Origin of the sequence: Tenggerimyces flavus (genome assembly GCF_016907715.1) — a bacterium.
GTDB lineage: Bacteria > Actinomycetota > Actinomycetes > Propionibacteriales > Actinopolymorphaceae > Tenggerimyces > Tenggerimyces flavus.
In genome coordinates, this window is the sequence record NZ_JAFBCM010000001.1 from 2,158,988 (window position 1) to 2,177,540 (window position 18,553).

Annotated in this window: 15 protein-coding genes; 9 read left to right on the forward strand and 6 right to left on the reverse strand. The window is 69.6% G+C overall.

The genetic code is table 11. The features are described 5' to 3' along the window. The first annotated feature begins 35 nt into the window (after positions 1–35). Positions 36–716, forward strand: coding sequence for a CAP domain-containing protein (locus tag JOD67_RS09950; protein ID WP_205117142.1), 681 nt, complete (start codon positions 36–38; stop codon positions 714–716). A gap of 85 nt (positions 717–801) precedes the next feature. Then, positions 802–1,842, forward strand: a complete 1,041-nt coding sequence (locus JOD67_RS09955) for a flavin-containing monooxygenase (protein ID WP_205117143.1) — start codon at positions 802–804, stop codon at positions 1,840–1,842. A 5-nt stretch (positions 1,843–1,847) separates the two neighbouring features. Here JOD67_RS09955 and JOD67_RS09960 read toward each other — a convergent pair whose 3' ends face one another. Next, positions 1,848–2,528, reverse strand: coding sequence for a DUF899 domain-containing protein (locus tag JOD67_RS09960; RefSeq protein ID WP_205117144.1), 681 nt, complete (start codon positions 2,526–2,528; stop codon positions 1,848–1,850). Between the two features lie 949 nt (positions 2,529–3,477). On the opposite strand from JOD67_RS09960, the gene JOD67_RS09965 reads away from it, so the two are divergent. Then, positions 3,478–3,690, forward strand: a complete 213-nt coding sequence (locus JOD67_RS09965; protein ID WP_205117145.1) for a hypothetical protein — start codon at positions 3,478–3,480, stop codon at positions 3,688–3,690. Then, complete coding sequence (locus JOD67_RS41820) at positions 3,672–4,511, forward strand: helix-turn-helix domain-containing protein (protein WP_205117146.1); 840 nt, start codon at positions 3,672–3,674, stop codon at positions 4,509–4,511. The genes JOD67_RS09965 and JOD67_RS41820 overlap by 19 nt, the downstream gene beginning before the upstream one ends. Here the strand turns inward: JOD67_RS41820 and JOD67_RS09975 are convergent. From JOD67_RS09975 to JOD67_RS09990, 4 genes are all read right to left on the reverse strand, one after another. Next, positions 4,508–5,209, reverse strand: coding sequence for an iron-dependent transcriptional repressor DtxR (locus tag JOD67_RS09975; protein WP_205117147.1), 702 nt, complete (start codon positions 5,207–5,209; stop codon positions 4,508–4,510). The two genes, JOD67_RS41820 and JOD67_RS09975, sit on opposite strands and share 4 nt — an antisense overlap. A gap of 251 nt (positions 5,210–5,460) precedes the next feature. After that, on the reverse strand, positions 5,461–6,828 hold the full coding sequence (locus JOD67_RS09980) for a polysaccharide lyase 6 family protein (protein WP_205117148.1): 1,368 nt from the start codon (positions 6,826–6,828) through the stop codon (positions 5,461–5,463). Between the two features lie 9 nt (positions 6,829–6,837). Further along, entirely contained in the window at positions 6,838–7,860 is a 1,023-nt protein-coding gene (locus JOD67_RS09985; RefSeq protein WP_205117149.1) for a hydroxyacid dehydrogenase, read from the reverse strand. Positions 7,861–7,921: 61 nt separating this feature from the next. Then, complete coding sequence (locus JOD67_RS09990; RefSeq protein ID WP_205117150.1) at positions 7,922–8,908, reverse strand: malate dehydrogenase; 987 nt, start codon at positions 8,906–8,908, stop codon at positions 7,922–7,924. Positions 8,909–9,008: 100 nt separating this feature from the next. On the opposite strand from JOD67_RS09990, the gene JOD67_RS09995 reads away from it, so the two are divergent. Then, on the forward strand, positions 9,009–10,043 hold the full coding sequence (locus JOD67_RS09995) for a hypothetical protein (protein ID WP_205117151.1): 1,035 nt from the start codon (positions 9,009–9,011) through the stop codon (positions 10,041–10,043). Continuing rightward, a complete protein-coding gene (locus tag JOD67_RS10000; protein ID WP_205117152.1) occupies positions 10,040–10,816 on the forward strand; it encodes a class I SAM-dependent methyltransferase in 777 nt (258 codons plus the stop codon). Before JOD67_RS09995 ends, JOD67_RS10000 begins: the two co-directional genes overlap by 4 nt. Before the next feature lie 126 nt (positions 10,817–10,942). On the opposite strand, the gene JOD67_RS10005 is transcribed toward JOD67_RS10000, so the two are convergent. Continuing rightward, entirely contained in the window at positions 10,943–11,941 is a 999-nt protein-coding gene (locus JOD67_RS10005) for a LacI family DNA-binding transcriptional regulator (protein WP_372442324.1), read from the reverse strand. 305 nt (positions 11,942–12,246) lie between these two features. On the opposite strand from JOD67_RS10005, the gene JOD67_RS10010 reads away from it, so the two are divergent. From JOD67_RS10010 to JOD67_RS10020, 3 genes are all read left to right on the forward strand, one after another. Continuing rightward, positions 12,247–15,309 (forward strand): glycoside hydrolase family 78 protein, encoded by a 3,063-nt coding sequence (locus JOD67_RS10010; RefSeq protein ID WP_443734354.1) that lies wholly within the window; start codon positions 12,247–12,249, stop codon positions 15,307–15,309. A 56-nt stretch (positions 15,310–15,365) separates the two neighbouring features. Next, positions 15,366–17,099 (forward strand): bifunctional metallophosphatase/5'-nucleotidase, encoded by a 1,734-nt coding sequence (locus JOD67_RS10015; protein WP_205117154.1) that lies wholly within the window; start codon positions 15,366–15,368, stop codon positions 17,097–17,099. A 197-nt stretch (positions 17,100–17,296) separates the two neighbouring features. Further along, positions 17,297–18,532: an MFS transporter gene (locus tag JOD67_RS10020; protein ID WP_205117155.1), complete on the forward strand. Its 1,236-nt coding sequence runs from the start codon at positions 17,297–17,299 to the stop codon at positions 18,530–18,532. The last annotated feature ends 21 nt before the right edge of the window (positions 18,533–18,553 follow it).

Below are 18,553 nucleotides of genomic sequence, written 5' to 3' on the forward strand. Positions count from 1 at the left end.
TGCCCGGCCCCCGCGCAGGGCCTAGGTTGCGGCGCATGTGCGTACGCCCGCTTGCTGTTGTGGCGGTTGCCGCGCTCGTTCTCCTGGCTGGTTGCGGGGGCGCCGACGACTCGGGTGCGCTCGGCCCGGTGATGTCGGTCGAGAGTCCGGAGGCGAGTCCTTCCCTGTCGCCGACGGCGTCAGCGATACCGTCGGTCGTTCCGTCGGCGACGCCCGTTCGTACGGTGACCCCCACTCCCACGAAGACCAGGAGTGCTCCGACCACCAAGCCGCCGGAGAAGCCCCGCAAGCCTTCGCCGACGCCGACGCGGAAGCCGCCACCTCCACCGGAGCCGCCGGAGCCCGATCCCGAACCGGAGCCCGAGCCTAGTTCCGACATTGCCGTCTACGGGCGGTCGGAGCTGATCGTCGAGTTGAACGAGCGCCGTGCCGCCCTGGACCTCAAGCCGGTGACGTTCCGGGCCTCCACGGCGGACAAGGCCGAAGCCTGCGCGACGAAGAACCTCCGGGAGGGCACGTTCGAGCACTGCGGCTACGAGGCGCTGTTCGCCGGCACGGGCAGCAAGCGGTGGAGTGTGAAGACGATGCTCGACACCTGGTTCGACAGCCCGCCCCACCGCCGGATGCTGGTCGACCCGAAGGTGAAGTTCGCGGGCGGCGCGGCGGTCGTCAAGGGCAATCGGACGGTCGCGGCGATCGCCCTGGATTTCGAGTGATCCGGCGCCATCGCGGCGCCACCGGCTGACAGCATGCTTGGTGCGCGGTGATGGCTGTTTCGTCACGGGGGAGCTAGGAGTTGGGGTGGACGTTCTCGTTGTTGGTGCTGGTCAGGCCGGGTTGGCCGTCGGATATCACCTGCGTCGGCTTGGGCTCGACGCGCAGCTGGTCGACGCCGGCTCCGAGGTCGGGCACGTGTGGCGGTCGCGGTGGAACTCGCTGCGGCTGTTCACGCCCGCCCAGTACTCCGGCCTGCCCGGGCTCCCGTTCCCCGCGCCGGACGACACGCATGTCGGGCGGGCCGAGGTGGCGGACTATCTCGGGCAGTACGCCAAGCACGCCGAGCTGCCGATCCGCTTCGACGCCCGAGTGACGTCGCTGAACCGACTGGACGGCGGCTTCTCGGCGGAACTTTCGGACGGCGAACGGCTGCCGGCGACGCAGGTGGTGGTCGCGACCGGTGCGTACGCGATCCCGTACGTCCCCGCTGATCTGGCCGTTGGCGTCCCGTCCGTCCACACCTCCGCCTATCGCGAGCCGTCGCAGCTGCCCGGCGACCGGGTGCTGATCGTCGGCGGCGGGAACTCCGGCATGCAGATCGCCGACGAGCTGGCGCTCGCCGGCCGGCGGGTCACGCTCGCGGAAGGGCATCAGAACCGCGCGATCCCGCAACGGCTGCTCGGCCGCGACATCTTCTGGTGGCTGACCCGGGTCGGCGTGATGCGCGCGCCGGTCGAGGGGCGGCTGGGGCAGCGGATGAAGGCGGGCGATGGAACGGTGATCGGCACCCGCCGGAAGGACCTCGTCAGCCGCGGCGTCGTCTTCCGCCCGCGCCTGGTGTCGGCGGAGGGGGCGGCGGTCCAGTTCGAGGACGGCGCGTCGGCCGAGGTCGACGCGGTGGTGTGGGCGACCGGGTTCCGGCACGACGACTCGTTCGTCGCCGTACCCGAGGCCCTGGACGCCCGCGGCGTGCTCCGCCAGCGACACGGCGTGGTCGACGGCGTACCCGGCCTCTACACGATCGGCCGGCCGTGGCAGCGGAACATCGGGTCGAGCCTGCTGGGCTTCGTCCAGTACGACGCCGCCGTACTCGCCGAGACCGTGCTGGCCGACCGCCAGCGCTGACGGCCTCAAGCGTTCGCGAGCTCCTCCCGCGAGACCACCTTGCTCATGGTCGGGTCCTGCGGCCAGCCGGCGGGGGAGTCCTCCCACTCCTCCTGGCGGCCGTACGGGGTCAGGTCCAGGAGGTTGAAGTCGAGGCGGAGGCGGTCGACGCCGCGGCCGGTCGTGTAGTAGGTCCGGAAGATCTCCTCGGTCCCGCTCGAGTCGTCGCGCAGCAGGACGCTCAGGCCGAAGCCCTCGCCCAGGCCGAGGTCGGCGTAGAGGTCGTTGCCGTACGCGGAGTACCACGGCACCGTCCAGCCCATCCGCTGCCGGACCGCCTCGAGCTCGTTCCGCGGGGCGGGCGACAGTAGGATCAGGCGCGTGTCGCGGGCCTCGAGGTGCGGCTGGGTGTAGGTGCTGAGGTTGTCGGTGAACGAGGTGCAGCCGCCGCACAGCCAGTCCTGGCCGGGGTGCTGCATGAAGTGGTAGACGACCAGCTGCCGCCGGCCCGCGAACAGCCCGTCCCAGCCGACGTCCGTCCCGTCGGGCGCGGTGAACCGGTAGTCGCTTCGCACCCGCACCATCGGCAGCCGGCGCCGCTCTGCCGCCAGCGCATCCAGGGCGTGAGTGAGCTCCTTCTCCTTCACCAGCAGGGAGTCACGGGCCGTCTGCCATTCCTCTTGCGACACCACAGGCGGGCGGTTCATCGCTCCACTCCACTTCGTTGAGGGGAACTGGTCGACCTCGACGCTAGCACGGTGCGTTCCTTAAGGGAACTGTGTGGTCGATGCTCACTCTCACCCATCCCCAGCTGTCCGCACTTCACCCACCGAGCCGGGGTTGTGCAACGTGGCAACCGTGCCCCGAGCCCTGTTCCGGTGGGTGAAGTCGCACCTCCTGTGGGCAGGCAGCACAGGCGTTCCGGCCGCCCCGCGGCCCGCCACCTGCCACCGTCGCGACCACCCGCCACCCGCCTCCGCCCGCCTCCGCGACCACCATCCCCAGCTGTCCGCACTTCACCTACTGGGCCGGGGTTGTGCGGCGTGGCAACCGTGCCCCGAGCCCCGTTCCGGTGGGTGAAGTCGCATCCCCTGTGGACAGGCGGCGCGGGCGTTCTGGCCGCCCTGCCGCGCGCCGCCCATCCCCAGCTGGCCGCACTTCACCCACTGGGCCGGGGTTGTGCAACGTGGCAATGGCGCTCCCAACCCCGTTCCGGTGGGTGAAGTCGCGCCTCCTGTGGACAGGCCCGTCGCCGCCTGGCCCCGCACGCCACCGGGCACCGCGCGCCACCGGGCACCGCGCGCCACCGGGCACCGCGCGCCACCGGGCACCCGCGCGCCACCGGGCCCCGCGCGCCACCGGGCCCCGCGCGCCACCGGGCCCCGCACGCCACCTGGCACCCGCAGGTCACCCGCTACCACTCGGCCCGCCGCCCATCGCCCATCGCCAGTTGGCCGGACTTCACCGACTGGGGCGGGGTTGTGCGACGTGGAAACCGCGCTCCGAACCCCGTTCTGGTGGGTGAAGTCGCGCGCCTCAGCGGATTCCAGGTTGAGTGGAATTGATCATGACAAGCGTGTCGTGAATTCCATTCGACTACGAATCGTGTCATGATCATCGCGGTCAGTAAGCAGAGAAACAACGGGGAAGTGGCACATGCTCACTGCGGTCGGTGGCGGGTATCCGGAGGACCGGTTCTGCCCAGGGCTCAGGGACGAGACGGAGCGCTGGACGTTCCGCGACGACGACGGCGACAACGGACTGCGCTCCGAAGGCGAGCGCCAAGGGGCTCGCTGGGCCGCGCGCCTGCACCCGCGGCAGCGGCCGGTGCGGATGCAGGCTGAGGGGCGGTGTCAAGCGTTCCGGTGATCACGCGCACCGCCCAGGAGCACGTTCGCCTCAGCCAGACGCTGCGCGGACTACGCACCCGGTCGGGCCTCGGTGGGACGGAGGCCGGCCGCCGGGCCGGCATGTCCCAGTCGAAGTTGTCCAAGATCGAGACCTGCCAACTCCTCCCGACCGTCGACGACGTCCGCAAGCTGTGCGAGGTCTACGCGGCGCCGGAGCCGGAGCGCGTCGCGCTGGTCGCGGCCGCCACGGAGGTACGGGAGGACAGCCAGCGGGCGCGGGTCGTTCTGCCGCGCGCCGCGGGCAAGCTGCGCCAGCGGCTCGGGAGATGGGAGTCGGCCGCGACCTTGCTGCGGGACTTCCAGCCGGGCATGGTGGTGGATGTACTGCAGACGGCCGCGTACGCGCAGGCCCTCACCACAGGCGGGCTCGACCCGGCCGACGTCTCTTCGTCGGAGGCGGCCGGGTCGAGCTCATTGTCGCCCGCCAAGAGCTTCGTGCTGATCATGACCGAGGGCGCGCTGCGCTGGCAGGTGAGCAGCCCGACGGTGATGTTCGAGCAGCTGGACTGGATCATCGAGACCTCGCGCCGCCCCAACGTCCGCGTCGGCGTGATCCCGTGGACGCGCGCGGCAGAGGTGTTCTGCTCGCACGCGTTCCGCCTGTACGACACGTCCGCGGTCGTCGTCGAGACCAAGCCGACGCCGGTCCCGTTCACCGAGCAGGTGGACGTGTCGGCGTACGAGGAACTGTTCGCCGAGCTCGAGACCCTGGCGAGCTTCGGGAACGAGGGCCGCCGCGAACTGGCCCGGATCAGCAACGAGTACCGCCTGCTGCCCTAGGGCAGCTTGACGAACACGTGTGCCGCGTCGGTCTCGGAGATCTCCGCGTTGCTGCCCTCGCCCCCGGCCAGCGTCACCCGCCCGGCGGACGACGACACGGTGACCGTACGACCAGGCAGAACCCCAGCCAGCCGGAACACCTCGAGCAGCTCAGGCTCGGTCTGCAACGGCTCGGAGATCCGCCGGATCACGACCTTCGCCTCGTCGCGCCCCACGTCGATCAGCACCTTGTCCAGCCGTTCGACGCCGTCCATGAAACTCTCGGCCTGAGCCTCGCCGAGCTCGTCCAGCCCGGGGATCGGATCCCCGTACGGCGACTCGGTCGGATGCCCCAGCACCTGGACCAGCCGACGCTCGACGTCCTCGGAGATCACGTGCTCCCACCGACAGGCCTCGGCGTGCACCAACTCCCAGTCCAACCCGATCACGTCGACCAGCAACCGCTCGGCCAACCGGTGCTTCCGCATCACGCGCATCGCCAGCGTCCGCCCCTCGGGCGACAGCTCGAGGTGCCGGTCGCCCTCGACGGTCAGCAGTCCGTCGCGCTCCATGCGCGCAACCGTCTGCGACACCGTCGGTCCCGACTGGTGCAGGCGCTCGGCGATGCGTGCGCGCAGAGGGACGATGCCCTCTTCCTCAAGCTCGAAGACGGTCTTGAGGTACATCTCGGTGGTGTCGATGAGATCGCTTACGCTCACGCCGCTGCGCTCCCCTGGTGTCGAAGCCCGCTCTGGGGCACCAGGATACGCGTACCCACCGACAACGCAGGCACGCTGCTCTACGCGCTCGGCGTAAGAGGTCAGGCCTTGCTGTCACCCTTACGCGTCGCGCCGCGCTCGTCGGCCTTGCGACGGTCCCGAAGTCGCTTGGCCTTGGTCCGCTCCTTTACCCACCGCACGCGGCGTCGATCTCCTCTACCCATCTCCCGAGACTACGCAGGAATCGCTGGTTAAGGGGCGAGCGGTCCGACGTCGGCCGTCGTCAGGGGGTGTCGCCGCGGTCCACCCGGCCGGCGCTCGTCCGCGCTGACGTCCTTGGCGCCGGTACGCGCCAGCCGGTCCACGTCCAGCGTCACCGTCGGGTACGAGCCCACCGCCGCGTCCACGGCCGGGCTGCGACCGCTCGGCCGGTAAATACCGGACGAATCAGCCGAAAGTTTCGGATCCAACGCCCGGAAGCCCGACGCGGGCAGGTCTCCGCCCGGTGCGCCGGACAGCAGGTTGCCCTCCCAACGGAAGCCGACCTCACCCCGAGGCATCGTCACGAGCTGAGCCCCGGACCCCACCACCGCGTTGTTCGCGACCACGCAGTCGTGCGGCTCGAACGGCCGGTTGCCCTCGCCGGTGATGGAAACGGCGTTGCCGACCAGCGTGTTGAACGCGATCAGCACCCGGTCCGGGCGGTCGTTGCCCGTACTCGTCGTGTCGTCGATCACGCTGCCGCTGCCGATCACGATCCCGCTGCCGGCGCTGCCCGAGACCTGGTTGTTCACGATCACGTGGTCGTTGCCGTAGAAGCGGATGCCAGACCGGCCGCCGAACATCAGGTTGCCCTCGACGCGGTTCCGGTTGCCGTGCCGCAGCACGATCGAGCCCTCGCTCCGGATGATCGTGTTGTAGCGGATCACGTTGTCCGACGACTTCACCGAGATCGCCTCGGGATCGCCGTCGACCTTGTCGAACAGGTTGTACTCGACGACCGCGTTCGCCGTCAGCAGCTGCTTGGAGCTGAGCCCGAGCCGGATCGGCTCGCCGCCGTTGTCGCCGGTGAACTGGTGGTTGAAGAAGTAGTTGTGGTGGATCCACGTACGCTGCGCGATCTTGCCGTCCGGCCCCGAGATCGGCAGGTAGACGCCGAGGTTGGTCTTGTTCGCGAACGTGTTGTGGTCGATCTCCGCGTCGTCGCCGTCCACGCCGAGCCAGTGGTCGCCGTCGGCCGCGGTCGTCAGCTCGAAGTGGTTGCGGGTGATCCGGATGTGCGTGGAGGTGCTCGGGACGCGCAACGTCTGCGTGGTCGTGAGCTTGAAGCCGCGCAGGACGATGTGGTGCGAGCCGCTGAACGTGAACCCGCGCGGCCCGGTGATCTCCGCCTTCCCGACCTTCGCGGCGGTGATCGTGAGGCCGGACTTTCCGGAAATCGCGATCGGACTTTCGGCAACGTACGTACCGTCGGCCAGCTCGATCCGGGTGCCCGGCTGGGCGGCGTCGATCGCCTGCTGGAGCTCGGCGAGCGAGTCGACCCGCACCGGGCCGCCGGCCTGGGCGGGAGTGGGGATGAACAGAACGAGCGCGAGAGCTACGAGCACTGCACGGATCATCCGTACCTCCTAGGCGAGCTGGCCGATTCGGCTTCCGTCGACGGGGTGGGCGAACGGCTCGCCGCGGGCGTATCGCTCGATCTCGGCGACGGCGAGCTCGCCCATCCGGCGTACCTCCACGCCGGTGGAGCCGGCAAGGTGGGGGGTGAGGAACACGTTCGGGAGCTGGAACAGCTTCGAGTCCGGCGGCAGCGGCTCGGGGTCGGTGACGTCGAGGATCACGTCCAGCCGCCCGGTGGCCGCTTCCTCGGTGAGCGCGGCGGTGTCGATCAGCCTGCCGCGCGCGGTGTTGATCAGCGTGGCTTGGTCCTTGAGCCTGGCGAGGCGTCGCTGGTCGAACAGGTGGTATGTCGCGGGGAGGTCGGGTGCGTGGATGCTGACGACGTCGGAACGGGTGACCAGCTCGTCGAGGTCGACGAGCTCGGCGCCCAGCCGTTCCGCCTCGGCCGCGGTGAGCGTCGGGTCGGAGAGCAGCAGCTCGAAGTCGTAGCTCGCGAGCAGCCGGAGCACCTCGCGGCCGACGTGGCTCGCGCCGACGATGCCGATGACCTGACCGTAGTTGCCGATGGTCGGGTAGGTAATCGCCCAGTCCTGCTTGGCGTTCTGGGTCCGGTAGGCGTCGCGGATCGGGAGAACGTGCTTGTTCGCAAGGACAATCATCGCGACCGTGTACTCCGCGACCGGTACGGCGTTGGCGGCGACGGCGTTCGAGACCGCGAGGCCACGTTGCCAGCACGCGTCGGTGACGATGGCCTTGACCGAACCCGCGGAGTGCACGATCGCCTCGAGGTTCGGAGCATGCGCGAGGACGGCCTCGTCGACGGGCTGGCTTCCCCAACCGGTGAGGAGGATCTCGGTGTCCTTCAGCCGTTCGGCGACGCCCGGCGCTTGGAAGTCGGCGACGATCGCCTCGTCGGCGAGGTCGACCTTCGCGACCTGCCGGAGCCGCGCCCTCGCGGCGTCGTCGAACAGCCGCGGCAGGTGGCGGCGTTCCATCGAGAGCAGCACGGACGGGCGCGGAGCATCAACCATGGCCCCGAGGCTAGCCTTCCCGGCAACCGCTTTCCACCCGTTGCCATCCGGTTGCCGTCAGTCACCCCAGGAGCTTCGCCACCTGGTCTCGTTCGGCGACCAGTTCGTCGGTGGTCACGCGCAGGCGCTCCAGCGCGTCGGCCGAGTGCGGCACGTCCGAAACGACCGACCAGGTTCCGGAAGCCGACACAGCGACCGGGTAGCTGAACACCAGCCCCTCCGGCACCCCGTACTCGCCCTGGCTCACCACGCCCAGCGAGGTCCAGTCGCCAGCCGAGGTGCCGTACGACAGCGCTCGCACGGAGTCCACCACGGCCGAGGCGGCCGAGCCCACCGACGAGTGCCCGCGGGCCGCGATGATCGCCGCGCCGCGCTCCTGCACCAGCGGGATGAACGAGGACCGCAGCCACTCGTCGTCCCCCACCACGACCGGCGCCGGGCGGCCGCTGATCAGGGCGTTCCACGCGTCCGGGTACTGCGTCGACGAGTGGTTCCCCCAGATCGCCAGCCGCGTCACCTCCCGCACCGGCAGCCCCACTCGGAGCGCGAGCTGGGCCTTCGCCCGGTTCTCGTCCAGCCGCGTCATCGCGAACCACCGAGCGGACGGGATCTCCGGCGCCTGCGCCCGAGCGATCAGGCAGTTCGTGTTGCATGGGTTCCCGACGACCAGAACGCGAACGTCAGAAGCGGCGTGCGCCGCCAACGCACGGCCCTGCGGCACGAAGACCGACGCGTTCGCCTCCAGCAGATCAGCGCGCGACTGCCCGGCACGACGCGGCGACGACCCCAGCATCAGAGCCCACGAAGCGCCGTCGAACGCCACCGAAGGCGAGGACGTCACGACCACATCGGCCAGCAACGGGAACGCCGAGTCGAGCAGCTCCATCGCCACCCCCGACAGCGCGGGCAGAGCGGCGGGCACCTCGAGCAGCCGGAGCACCACCCGCGTGGAAGGCCCGAAGACCTCACCGGACGCGAGGCGGAAGAGGAGGGCACCAGCCACGTTCCCGGCCGCTCCGGTGACGGCGACCTGCACGGTGTCAGACATGCGCGCACGGTAGGCAGTCAGCCACCATGCCGCCATGGCCGAAGTCACAAAGTGCGGAGCATCACGCAGCGGGTGAGAGGAGACCCGCTAGGGTCCCTGCGTGATCGACGGCGGCCGGACGGGCGAGGTCGTTGACGCCCTGCTCGCGGACTTTCGCTTCTCCGGCGTGGCGGCCGTCGTCCGCGTGCTCGGCCTCGACCCCCAGAGCGAACGCAGGATCCACGCGCTCGCCGAGGCCGGCGAACGGCTGCTCGACCTGGACGCCGAGGACTTCGACGTCATCGCCGCGAGCGGCGTCCTCCCGCACGGCATCGTCGAGAACGTACGGAACGCCCAGTTCCCCCGCACGCCGAACGCCAAGCAGCGCGGCTCCCTGCGGTCCCTCACCCCGCTCTACCAGCTCATGCTCGAAGCCCTCGACGTCCGCTGGCGCCGCCGCGAGCCGATCCACGTGGTCGTACTCCTCCATCTCATTGCCGAGTATCTGCCCTTGCTGGCTTGGGAAAAGCAGCTCGGCAACGCCGGTGACCCGCCGAAGCTGGCCGCGTTCGCCAAGGTGACCGGCAGCAAGTGGGGCGCCGACGACCGGACGTGCGACCACACCTCTAACCAGCGCAGCGCCGCGGCGAGGGTCGTCCACGCGTCCAGAGGCGACGTCGAGAGCTGGACCGTCTACCTCGACCGCTTCCACAGCCGCGTCTCCGAAGCCCTCGGCAGGTGCGCCTCCCATCCCGACGGCGGCCGGCCCACGCTCGAGGGCGTCTGCCGCCGGCCGTGCACGCTGTGGACCCAGCTCGACGAGCCCGTGCGCCACGACCTGTCCGCGCGGGTGCACCTCGCCCGGATGTACGCGGAGAGCCCCGCCGTCGCGCTCCGCCACCACGCGCCCGTCGGCCACTTCTTCGGCGTCCCGGCGCCGAACGAGATCGCCGACACCTGGAAGCGCAGCTGGGAACGGCTGATCCGCCCCTGGTCCGGCGACCGCAACCCCCTCATCGCGGCCACCCACGCCACGTACCAAGAGGCTCTCCCCGGCATGAAAGCCCTGGTCACCGCCGTCGCCGGGCGGCCGGTCGAAGCAGGTACGACCCTCGCCGGCATCCGCGACGCGATCGCCCAAGAGCTCGGTCGATGACCTGGGCCGAGTATCTCGAGAGCTTCCACGCCCGCACCGCCGGCCAGACCGAGGACGTGCTCAGCCGTTGCCATGCCGGCGACCTCACGCCGTACAGCTGGTTGATCCGCCCGGTCATCGGCCGAGCCCGCCGCGTCCTCGACCTCGCCTGCGGCAGCGCCGCGGCCGCCGGGCTACTGGCCAGCGAGTCCGCGAAGACCGGAACTTTCGTCATCGGCGTCGATAATTCCGCGGCCGAACTCGCGGTGGGCAGCGAACGCCACCCGGTCCCGCTCCTCCAGGCCGACGTCCAGCGCCTCCCGTTCGCCGACCAGGCGTTCGACGCCGTCGTCTGCTCGATGGGCCTGATGGTCGTGCAGCCGCTGCCAGAGATCCTCGCCGAGGTCGCCCGCGTCACTCGCGAGAACGGTCTCCTCGTCGCGACCGTCGCCAGCCCGCTCCCGCTCCGGCGGGCCGACCTCATGCTGCTGGGGAGGCTCACCGCGAAGCTGCGCACGACCCCGCGGTTCCCCGCCGGCGGCGAGCTGGGCGGGATCGGCACCGCGCTCACCGAGGCTGGCTTCGACGTGCTCGAGGACGGCCGCGAACGGTTCGCGTTCACTGTCAGGACGGCCGAGGACGCCGACCTCCTGCTGGGCAGCCTCTACCTCCCCGACACCACCGAGGATCGCCGCGACGCCGCGGCCCGATGGCTGGCCGAGCAGGGCCAGAGCAGGAACGGCGTCGACGTGGCGATCCCGATCCGCCGCATCACCGCGATGCGCCGCGCCTAAGCCCCCGACCGTTCGTTCGGCACCCGGGGGCCTGAGGGCCAATGATCATGTAAACCTGATCATTGGCCGCTCTACGCCGGGTAGACGCCAGGTAGAGGGGTTGCTGGCCGGGTAAGGCGACCGAGGCTAGGACGAGACAGCGGCCCGTCGGGTACGCCGGGGTCGAGCGACGCGAGGCTGGCTCGACGACCGCACAATCAGTTCCGGCTGGAACTGGATCTGCCGGTGCCGATGCGTCCCGTCCCGCCGCGTCTCGTCCAGCAACAGCTCGGCGGCGGCGCGACCGATCTGGTAGCGCGGCTGCCGTACGGACGTCAGCGGCGTCGCCAACACGGCGGCGAACTCCACGTCGTCGTACCCCACCACCGCCACGTCCTCCGGCACCCGGATGCCGTGCCGCATCAGGCCACGCAGCACACCCAGTGCGGTGAGGTCGTTCACGCACGCGATCGCGGTGACCGGATCCGGCAGTTCGAGCAGTTCTTCCAACGCACGTTCGCCACCGTCGGCGTTCTGCGTCTCGACGACGATCTCGACCAACGACGATGTGGCGGGCAATCCCGCGGTACGCAGCGCTTTCCGAACGCCCTTGCGCCGATCCGAGCACTGCCTGATCTTGCTGGGTCCGTTGACGAACGCGATCCGCTGATGACCCATCTCCACCAGGTGTGTCGCCGCCAGCTCGCCGCCCTTGACGTCGTCGACCGACACCGAGCACATGTCCGTACTCGGACTCGTCCGATCGATCAACACCACGGCGGTCCCACGCGCACGCGTCGCGTCCAACCACGACAGGTCGGCCTCAGCAGGGCTCACGAGCACGCCTTGAACGCCCTGCTCCTCCAGCAGCCGCAGATAACGTTCTTCCTTGGAGCGTTGCTCATCCGAGCTCGCCAGGATCAGGATCCGATCGTCCTCGGCGAGGCGGTCCTCCACGCCGCGAGCCACGTCGGTGAAGAACGGGTTCGAGATGTCGAGCACAATCGCGCCGATCGCCTGACTCGTGCCCGCTCGCAGCTGTCGCGCTGACCCGTTCCGGACGAATCCGAGCGAGCGGATCGCGTCCTCGACGCGCGTTCTGGTGCCCTCCGCCACGAGCGAGGGCTTGTTGAGAACGTTCGACACCGTTCCCACGGAAACGCCGGCCAACTCAGCGACGTCGCGAATACTGCGGCGGCGCTGGGCTGCCTCCATAGGAGTGGCGTTCCTTTCGACTGTCGCCGACACGCGGTACCTCCCCTACCCGCCCCACCGAGTTCGCATCAGGATAGATCTCTTGACACCATATTTCCCGGACCATAGCTTCGAACGGCGCCACCCTTGAAAGGTTTCACCGCCGCCATTGTCACCCCGGATCGAGGCTGTCCGTTTTGCCTTGTCCGGATGCGGTCGCAAGCGTCTTTCGACCAAACAGGAGAACGGGAGCCGAGGTGTCGATCCCCGCCGATCTTCCTCAGTCATGGGAACCTCTCCGACCGTACGATCTGCGTACCGAACGTGAGCGCAATCCACTGGGATTGGACGTACGAATTCCACTGTTTGGCTGGAAGCTGGCCGGTACTGGCCGCGACCGAAGCCAGCGCACTTACCGCGTTCGCGTCGTGGCCGAAGGCGATCCGCGCGTCGATTCGTCGAACGCGGTCTGGGATTCCGGCGTCGTCGAGAGCAACGAGTCCGTCGACATCGCGTACGCGGGCGACGCGCTGTCGTCGCGCACGCGCTACAGCTGGTCGGTCCGCGTCACCGACGAGTCCGGCACGGACTCCGACTGGGCCGAGCCCGCGTGTTTCGAGACCGCGTTGTACGACGCCTCCGACTGGCAGGGCGCCGAGTGGATCGTGGCGCCGAACGAGCCGGGTACCGAGGGCGAGCACAACCTCGACTGGGTCGGCGGCCGCCATGTCGAACGCATCTGGCTGCCCGCGGGAGACTTCCTCGAGGCCGTCGATTCCACCGTCGAACAGGTCTTCTTCCGCGGCCACGTGAAGGTCGAGCAGCAGCCCACCAGGGCACGGCTGCTGGCCGACGCTGACGCTGAGCTGCGCGCGTTCGTCAACGGTACCGAGCTTCCCGCCGACGGCACTGCCGACGACCGCGTCACCGCCGCGCTCACCGAGGGCGACAACGTCGTCTCGTTCGCGGTCACGCCCGGCGACACGCCTGCCGCGCTCGCCGCGTCGCTCGACATCACGTTGGCCGACGGCACGAAGGCCGGCCTCGTCACCGACGGCACCTGGCTCGCGTCGTCCGCCGACAGCGACAACGAGGCGGACTGGAAGCTCGCCGAGTCGTTCGGCCACCACGGCACGGCGCCGCATGGTCGCTCTCCGCTGACGTACCGGCCAAGTCCCTATCTCCGCAGGGAATTCGCGCTCGACGCGGGCGTGCGGAGTGCGAGGCTGTACGTGACAGCGCTCGGCGTGTACGAGGCCCGCGTCAACGGCCATCGGGTCGGCGACGACCACCTCACGCCGAGCTGGACCGACTACGCCTCGCGGTTGCCGTACCAGACCTACGACGTCACCGACCTCCTGCACGAGGGCGGCAACGTCGTCGGCGCGGTGCTCGCCGACGGCTGGTACGCGGGCAATGTCTGCTGGTTCGGCACGTTCCAGTACGGCGACAAGCGCGCCTTGCTCGCCCGGCTGGAGATCGAGGACGAGGACGGCGGCCGTACCGTCGTCAACTCCGACGGCTCGTGGCACGTCGGCGAGGGCGCGACGCGGTACGCGGACCTGCAGAACGGCGAGGTCGTCGACGCCCGAGCCGAACCACTGGGCTGGGACGAGCCCGGCTTCGACGCCGGCGCGTGGGCGCAAGCTCGAGTTGACACCCCGAGCCACGGCCCCCTCGAAGCACAGAAGGCACCGCCCATCCGGGTCGAGCACGAGCTCCCCGCGGAGGCGATGCACGTACGCGAGGACGGCCGCATCCTCGTCGACTTCGGCCAGAACCTCGTCGGTTGGGTCAAGCTCGACCTGCGCGGCGAGGCCGGCCATCGCGTCATGCTGCGGCACGCCGAGGCCCTCGACCACAACGGCGAGCTCTACATCGAGGCGCTGCGTGGTGCCCGCGCCACCGACGAGTACGTCCTGCGCGGCGAAGCCGGCGGCGAGACGTTCGAACCCCGTTTCACCGTGCATGGCTTCAGGTTCTGCGAGATCGTCAACCATCCCGGAGAGCTTCGCCTGCAGGACATCACCGCCCGCGTCGCGCACGCGGCGATGGAGCCGATCGGCGAGCACAGCAACTCCCACGAGCACCTCACCAAGCTGCAGCAGAACATCGTCTGGGGTCAGCGCGGCAACTTCCTCGCCGTACCGACCGACTGCCCGCAGCGCGACGAACGCCTCGGCTGGACTGGGGATGCGCAGGTGTTCGCGTCGACCGCCGCGTTCAACTACGACGTGCGCGGCTTCCTGGGCAAGTGGATGTACGACCTGCGCGACTCGCAGTACGAGGACGGCTCGGTCCCGCACGTCGCGCCCGACGTGCTCACCAGGGATGGCCGCGCGAACGAAGCGGGTGCGGCCGGCTGGGCCGACGCGATCGCGATCGTTCCGCTGGAGCTGTACCGCGCGTACGGCGACCGCCGAGTCGTCGAGGAGTCGCTCGACGCGGTCGACAAGTGGCTCGGCTTCCTGGTGGAGAACAGCGAGGGATTCATCCGCCCAGACGCGGGATTCGCCGACTGGCTCGCGTTCACCCAGACCCCGAAGAACCTCGTGGCGACGGCGTTCTCCGCCTTCGCCGCCCGGTGCGCCGCTGAGCTCGCCCGCGAAATCGGGCGAACCGAGGATGCCCAGCGGTTCGAGACGCAGTACGCCAACGTACGTGCGGCATTCCGGGCGCGCTTCGTCCGAGGTGGCGGCAAGGTCGTGTCGGGCACGCAGACGGCGTACGTTCTCGCGCTGCACTTCGACCTGCTCGACGAGCACGAGCAGCCGCGCGCCGTCCAGGCCCTCGTCGACAACATCGCGGCGCGGAACTGGCACCTGTCGACCGGCTTCCTCGGCACGCCGTATCTGCTGCAGGTGTTGACGAGATTCGGCCGCGAGGACATCGCGTACCGCCTGCTGCTGCAGGACACGATGCCGTCCTGGCTCTATCCGGTCGTGCACGGCGAGGCGACGACGATGTGGGAGCGCTGGGACTCCTGGAGCGACTCGCACGGCTTCCAGGATCCGGGCATGACCTCGTTCAACCACTACGCGTACGGCGCCGTGGGGGAGTGGATCTACCGCGAGCTCGGTGGTCTCGCCCCCGGCTCGCCCGGATACCGGCACGTGGTGATCCGGCCACGGCTCACGGCGAGCATCAGCTGGTCCAAGACCTCGCTGGAGACGCCGTACGGTCCGGTCTCGGTCAACTGGAGCACCGCGGGCGGCGAGTTCGCCCTGCAGGTCTCGCTGCCGGCCAACACGACTGGAGAAGTCTGGCTACCAGGACAGGAACCGGTGCGAATCGGCTCGGGTGAATACACCTTCGGCTGACAGGTTGGGCCTTCCCAGGTAGGTTGCCCCGAGTCAGGGACCTGCTGGGAGGCCACATGAGGACTGTCCGGATTGTCGCGCTCGTGGGCGCGGCTCTGTTGGCGATCGCCACGGCGGCGGGCACATCTGCCGCCAGCTCGCCCAAGCGCGACCCGCGAGCCATCGAGGTCCAGGTCCTCGCGATCAACGACTTCCACGGCAACCTCGCGCCGCCGTCCGGCTCGTCCGGCGTGGTGAACGGCACGCCCGCAGGCGGCGCGGAGTACCTCGCGACGCACCTGCGCAACCTCCGGGCGCAGGCCGCGGCGAAGAAGCAGTACACGACGACGGTCGCCGCCGGTGACCTCATCGGCGCCTCACCGCTGCTGTCGGCCGCGTTCCACGACGAGCCGACCATCGAGGCGATGAACAAGATGGGCCTCGAGGTCGCGTCGGTCGGCAACCACGAGTTCGACGAGGGCTGGCGCGAGCTGCTCCGCATGCAGAAGGGCGGCTGCCTGCCCGACGGCGACGGCGCGAACAACCAGAACTCCTGCCCCGACCCGAAGGCCAAGTTCAGGGGCGCGAAGTTCCAGTACCTGTCGGCGAACGTGTTCAACGAGAAGTCCGGCCGGACGATCTTCCCGTCGTACGAGATCGAGAAGTTCGGCAGTACGCGCGTCGCGTTCATCGGCATGACGCTCGAGGACACGCCGAACATCGTCACGAAGGCCGGCGTCGAGGGCCTCGACTTCACCGACGAGGTGGAGACCGCGAACGCGCTCGTCCGCGGCCTCAAGCGCAAGGGCGTCGAGTCGATCGTCGTGCTGCTGCACGAGGGCGGCTTCCCCGTCGACGCCTCCCAGTTCAACGCCTGCCCGGGCATCTCCGGTCCGATCGTCGACATCGCCTCGCACCTGGACCCGGAGATCGACGCGATCGTCACCGGGCACACGCACCAGGGCTACAACTGCACGCTGAACGACCCGGCCGGCAAGCCGCGGCTCGTCACGAGCGCGTCGTCGTTCGGCCGGCTCACCACCGAGGTGACGCTGACGATCGACAAGCGGTCGCGCGACGTCGTACGGACCAAGTCCTCCGCGACGAACCGGATCGTGACCCGCGACGTGCCGAAGGCGGCCGACCTGACGGCGCTGGTCGACAAGTACACGACGTACGTCGCGCCGATCCAGAACAAGGTGATCGGCGCGACCAGCGGGACGATCTCCCGGACGAACGACGACTCGCTCGAGTCGCCACTGGGCAACCTGATCGCGGACTCGCAGAAGGCCGACCCGTCGGCGGTGACCGACGGCAAGGTGCCGGAGATCGCGTTCATGAACCCGGGCGGCATCCGCGCCGATCTGCTCGCCGCCGCGGACGGCTCGATCACGTACGGCGCGGCGTTCACCGTGCAGCCGTTCAACAACTACGTGGTCTCGATGGACCTCACCGGCGCCCAGCTTGCGACTTTGCTGGAACAGCAGTGGTCGGGGCGGAACGGCGGCGCGCCGGGCAACTGGAAGGTGCTGCAGGTCTCCGGCATCACCTACACCTGGAACAAGGACGCGCCCGAGGGCTCGAAGGTCGTGGCGGGCTCGGTCCAGGTGAACGGTGCGGCGCTCGACCCGGCGCGGACGTACCGGGTGGTTGTGAACAGCTTCCTCTCCGACGGCGGCGACGGCTTCGCGGTACTCGCGGAGGGGACGAACAAGTTCTTCGGCGGGCTCGACATCGACTCGCTGGCGACGTACCTAGCCGCGCACAACCCGTACACGCCGGGGCCGACGGACCGGATCGATCTGCCCTAGCCCGTAGGTAATTCCGAAGCACGCGCCCGGGTGTTGTCGCTACGATGCGACGGCACCCGGGCGTTTTCTTTCAGGAGGTATCGATGCCAGCCAGTCACCGCACTCCGCTCTACGGTGCCGTGGCGACCTGTCGCATCCGCTGATCCCGCCGTCTCCGGCGCCGTAGGGATCCCGTCCCTACTTCTCGTGGAGACCTCTTGCCTCCGTATCCGCTCTATCTGACCATTCGGGGCGCGGCCGCGTTCGCCGGTTCGACGGCGTGGACGCTCGTGATCCTCTATCAGATTCAATCGGCCGGTCTGAACCCGTTCCAGCTCGTGCTCGTCGGCACGGTCATGGAGATCACCTGTTTCCTCGCGCAGGTGCCGACCGGCATCATCGCCGACCTCTACAGCCGGCGGCTGTCGATCATCGTCGGGTACGTGCTCGTCGGCGTCGGCGTCATGATCCAGGCGATCCCCGAGTTCGCCGTGATCCTGCTCGGGAACGTCGTGTGGGGCATCGGCATTACCTGCATCGAGGGCGCCGAGGAGGCGTGGGCCACCGACGAGATCGGTGCAGAACGTGCCGGCCACGTCTTCACCCGCGGTGCTCAGATCGGCCAGCTGGCGACCGTGCTCGGCATCGGCGCGTCCGTGGGGTTGGCGAGTATCCAGCTGAACCTGCCGCTGATCGTGGGCGGTGCCATCCCCGTTCTGCTCGGGCTGGTGCTGATCGCGGTGATGCCGGAGCGGCACTTCCACCGGGCTCCGGCGGAGGACCGCACGACGTTCCACGCGATGCGCGACCAGCTCGTCGAGGGCGGCCGCGCCGTTCGTATGCGCCCGGTCCTGCTCAGCCTGATCGGAGCGATGCTGTTCCTCGGGCTCAGCAGTGAGGGCATCGACCGGTTGTCGCAGGCGCACCTGTTGGAGTCCTTCACGTTCCCGTCTCTCGGAACGCCCGAGATCTGGTTCGGGGCGATGGGGATCGTGGCGATGCTCGGCTCGGTCGTGCTGACCGAGGTCGTGCGGCGGCGGGTCGACGTCCTGCAGCCGCGGCGCGTCGGGCAGCTGCTGATCGTGCTGCAAGCCGGGTCGTGCGCGGCGGTGCTCGCGTTCGCTCTGGCTGGGCAGTTCTGGCTCGCGGTGGCGTGCTCGCTGGTCGCCGGGCTGCTCGGTGGGGTGGCCGGTCCGCTGTTCACGACCTGGGTGGTGTCGCAGTCGGAGTCCCGGACTCGGGCGACGGTGTTCTCGCTGGTGGGGCAGGCGAACGCGGCGGGGCAGGTCCTCGGTGGGCCGCCGGTGGGTTGGATCGGGACGCGGTTCTCGATCCGGTGGGCGCTCGGTGCGGCCGGGCTGTTCGTCGTGCCGGCGATCGCGCTGTACGGCATCGCGCTGCGGCGGCAGCGTCGTACCGTCGCGGACGAGCCGCCCGTGCCAGAATCTGTGTAAGGGAGCGCTCCCACTCTCGGG

What these genes read in the sequence shown, in the direction of transcription:
- JOD67_RS10000 (WP_205117152.1), top strand. Translation starts at nt 10,040, where the DNA reads ATGACCTGGGCCGAGTATCTCGAGAGCTTCCACGCCCGCACCGCCGGC.
- JOD67_RS09990 (WP_205117150.1), bottom strand. Translation starts at nt 8,908, where the DNA reads ATGTCTGACACCGTGCAGGTCGCCGTCACCGGAGCGGCCGGGAACGTG.
- JOD67_RS09965 (WP_205117145.1), top strand. Translation starts at nt 3,478, where the DNA reads ATGCTCACTGCGGTCGGTGGCGGGTATCCGGAGGACCGGTTCTGCCCA.
- JOD67_RS09985 (WP_205117149.1), bottom strand. Translation starts at nt 7,860, where the DNA reads ATGGTTGATGCTCCGCGCCCGTCCGTGCTGCTCTCGATGGAACGCCGC.
- JOD67_RS09980 (WP_205117148.1), bottom strand. Translation starts at nt 6,828, where the DNA reads ATGATCCGTGCAGTGCTCGTAGCTCTCGCGCTCGTTCTGTTCATCCCC.
- JOD67_RS09950 (WP_205117142.1), top strand. Translation starts at nt 36, where the DNA reads ATGTGCGTACGCCCGCTTGCTGTTGTGGCGGTTGCCGCGCTCGTTCTC.
- JOD67_RS10015 (WP_205117154.1), top strand. Translation starts at nt 15,366, where the DNA reads ATGAGGACTGTCCGGATTGTCGCGCTCGTGGGCGCGGCTCTGTTGGCG.
- JOD67_RS09960 (WP_205117144.1), bottom strand. Translation starts at nt 2,528, where the DNA reads ATGAACCGCCCGCCTGTGGTGTCGCAAGAGGAATGGCAGACGGCCCGT.